Consider the following 2,348-nt stretch of genomic DNA (forward strand, 5'->3'; position numbering starts at 1 on the left):
GCCGACCACCGCGCCATACACCGTGCCCATGCCGCCGATCACGACGATGAGCAGGATGTCGAGCATGATCTCGAAGCTGAGCGAGGTGTCGGGCCCGTTGTAGCGCAGCCAGAGTGCGAGCAGGCAACCGGCGAGCGTGGCAAACAGTGCCGACAACACATTGCTCAGCGTGCGGTAGACCACGATGCGGTAGCCGATGGCCTCGGCACGGAAGTCGTTTTCGCGGATGGCTTGCAACACCCGGCCGAAGGGCGAGTTGACGATGCGCAACATCGTGAGCACCAGCACCACCGTCACCACGAACAGCAGGTAGTAGCTCGCAAAACGCCCGTCGATGCTGGCGCCGAGGAAGGGCTGCTCCAGGTACTGCGTGCCGGGCCGCAAGGCTTCGGGCACCTTGAAGTTGAGGCCATCTTCGCCGCCCGTGAACTCAGACAGCTGAGAGGCCAGCGTGAGAAAGGCCGAGGCCACGGCCAGCGTGATCATCGCGAAGAAGATGGCTTTGACACGCAGGCTGAAGAGGCCGATCAAGAGCGATAACACCAGCGAGATCGCCACCGCCGCCGTCACACCCAAGGCCACCGCGCCCCAGCCCGGCCCCATGCGCGCGCTGGCAATCGCCACGCCGTAGGCCCCGATGCCGAAGAACATGGTGTGCGCAAAGCTCACGATGCCGGTGTAGCCGAGCAGCAGGTCGAAACTCGCCACCAGCACGATGAAGACGAGGATCTTCGCGCCGACGTTGAGCGCCTTGGTGCTCGGGAAGAGAAAGGGCGTGAGCGCCAGGCCCAGTACCAGCACGATGAGCAAGGCCGACAGCCAGCGGTTGCGCGGCAGGTCGTGGGAGAGGATGCGGTTCAGCATGAGGCATCCCCTCTTCCGTTCGGGCTGAGCCTGCCTGTCCTGAGCTGAGTCGAAGGGTCGAAGCCTGTGTGCACGTTCAACCAGCCCTTCGACAGGCTCAGGGCGAACGGAGTGGTGGGAGTTCTCATCGATTGGTCACCGGGTACAGGCCCTGCGGCCGCCACAACAAAATCGCCACCATCAGCCCGATGTTGGAGAACATCGCGAACTTGGGCGCCAGAAAGCCGCTGTAGTTGGCCAACAAACCCACCAGCAGCGCGCCCACGAAACAACCGAAGGTCGAGCCCAGGCCGCCGATGATGATCACGATGAAGATCAGCACGTTGACCTGCGCACCCATCTGCGGCGTGACGTTCTGCTGGTACAGGCCCCACAACACGCCGCCCAATCCGGCGAGCGCCGAACCGGCGACGAACACACCGACGAACAAGCGGCGGATGCGGTAACCCAGGCTCTCGACCATCTCGCGGTCTTGCACGCCGGCGCGGATCAGCAGGCCGAGCTTGGTGCGGTTGAGCGTGAACAGCATCGCGATCAACACCACCGCGCCGATCACCACCGCGACCACGCGGTACTTCTCGATCGCCGCATCGCCAAAGATGAAGGCACCGCGCAACGCGCTCGGCAGCGGCAGCGCAATCTGCGTCGGGCCCCAGATCACCTTGATGAGCTCTTCACCGATGATCATGCCGCCCATGGTCACGAGGATCTGCTTCAGGTGCTGGCCGTAGACCGGGCGCACCAGCACACGCTCGAAGGCCCAGCCGATGGCGCCGGCCAAGGCCATGGCGGCCAGCATGGCGCAGAAGATGGCCCCCAGGTTGAGCCACAGGTTGTCGGACGCCGACCAGCCGCCCATGAAGACAAACACGCTGGTGGCGACAAAGGCACCGAGCGCGATGAACACACCGTGGCCGAAGTTCAGCACGTCCATCAGGCCGAACACCAGCGTGAGGCCCGAGGCGATGATGAAGACGATCATGCCCATGGCGAGGCCCGCCACCGTGAGCGTGAGCCACGACGAGGGTGAGCCCACGGCCGGCAAGGCGAGCAAGGCAAGGGCCGGTACCAGCGCCAGTGGCAGCCAGTCAAAACTGGTCTTGTTGGAAATCATTGGTGCGCTCCCAGCGAGAGGCCGAGCAGTCGTTGTTGCAAGCCTGGGTCTTCGGCCAGCTCGGCCATGGCACCGCGGTGCACGACCTGGCCGTTGTCCATCACCGCCACCTGGTCGCCCAGGGCGCTCGCCATGCTGAAGTTCTGCTCCACCAACAGCACGGTGGTTTCGGTGCGCTTGAGCTCGCGCAGCGCGGCGATGAGGTTCTGGATGATGGCCGGCGCGAGGCCCTTGCTCGGCTCGTCGATCAGCAGCAGGCGGCGCGGCTCGACCATGGCGCGCGCAATCGCGAGCATCTGCTTCTGTCCGCCCGAGAGCTTGCCCGCCGGGTAGAGCCAAAATTTCTTGACTGCGGGAAACAGCTCGAACA

3 protein-coding genes are annotated in these 2,348 nt (G+C 64.5%); all 3 read right to left on the reverse strand.

What is annotated here, in order from left to right:
* Positions 1-864: ABC transporter permease subunit (locus RMO40_RS19585; RefSeq protein ID WP_309724949.1), on the reverse strand; the 864-nt coding region annotated here is incomplete at its 3' end.
* Between the two features lie 124 nt (positions 865-988).
* Positions 989-1,978, reverse strand: coding sequence for an ABC transporter permease subunit (locus RMO40_RS19590; protein ID WP_309724952.1), 990 nt, complete (start codon positions 1,976-1,978; stop codon positions 989-991).
* Positions 1,975-2,348: ATP-binding cassette domain-containing protein (locus tag RMO40_RS19595; RefSeq protein ID WP_309724954.1), on the reverse strand; the 374-nt coding region annotated here is incomplete at its 5' end. The genes RMO40_RS19590 and RMO40_RS19595, both read right to left, overlap by 4 nt.

Source organism: Rhizobacter sp. (assembly GCF_031412075.1).
GTDB lineage: Bacteria > Pseudomonadota > Gammaproteobacteria > Burkholderiales > Burkholderiaceae_C > Rhizobacter.

What these genes read in the sequence shown, in the direction of transcription:
- RMO40_RS19590 (WP_309724952.1), bottom strand. Translation starts at nt 1,978, where the DNA reads ATGATTTCCAACAAGACCAGTTTTGACTGGCTGCCACTGGCGCTGGTA.